We start from the raw sequence: 675 nt of genomic DNA on the forward strand, positions 1-675 counted from the left end.
ACGCGGTGGAGGCCGAGGAGGGCCAGCTTCCCGGGGTCAAGGCGCCTCTTCAAGCCCTTCTTCCGGCGCTTCAGCGCCTCCTGGACCAGGGCGAGGGCCCAGGGCGGGATGTCCAGGTCGGGGTCCTTCAGGGCCTCGAGGCGATCCCACAGGCCGCTCCACGCTGAAAGGAGCTGGTCCAGCGCCGGGTGGCTCCAGAGGCCCCCCTCCAGGAGGCGGCGGAAGGCCTTCATCTCCTCGTAGGCCTGGCCCGGGAAGTCCAGGGCGTAGAGCTCCAGCCAGCTCTCCGCCGCCCGCCTCAGGTCGGCCTTGGTGAGCCTGACCAGCCGGGGCTCGGAGGCGGCGTCCTTCTGCGCCAAGACCTTTAGGAGGGGCTCCTCGTCAGGGAGGGGGAAAAGGGCGAGGAGGAGGCGGAGGAGGTGGAGCTTCGCCCTGACCCGGCCCTCCTGGAACATCCCGGCCTCCCGCTCCAGCTCCCTGAGGGCTCCCGCCAAGCCCCCCCACCAGGCCCCGCTCGCCAAGAAGGCCTCCAAGAGCTCGTCGGAGAGATCCAGGTCCAGGGCGAAGTCCTCCACGGCGCGGGCCTCCTCTGGGGCCTCGCCCGGCTCGGGGTCCTGGTTCAGCACCCCGTCCGCCCAGTCCAGCCAGTAGCGGCGCTCCTCCAGCTCCTCCCGG

General features: G+C 71.7%; 1 protein-coding gene. It reads right to left on the minus strand.

Annotated features, from left to right (window positions below):
- Window positions 1-675: hypothetical protein (locus tag AC01Y6_RS10895; protein WP_476671547.1), on the minus strand; the 675-nt coding region annotated here is incomplete at both ends.

The sequence above is a fragment of the Thermus sp. genome (genome assembly GCF_056332225.1).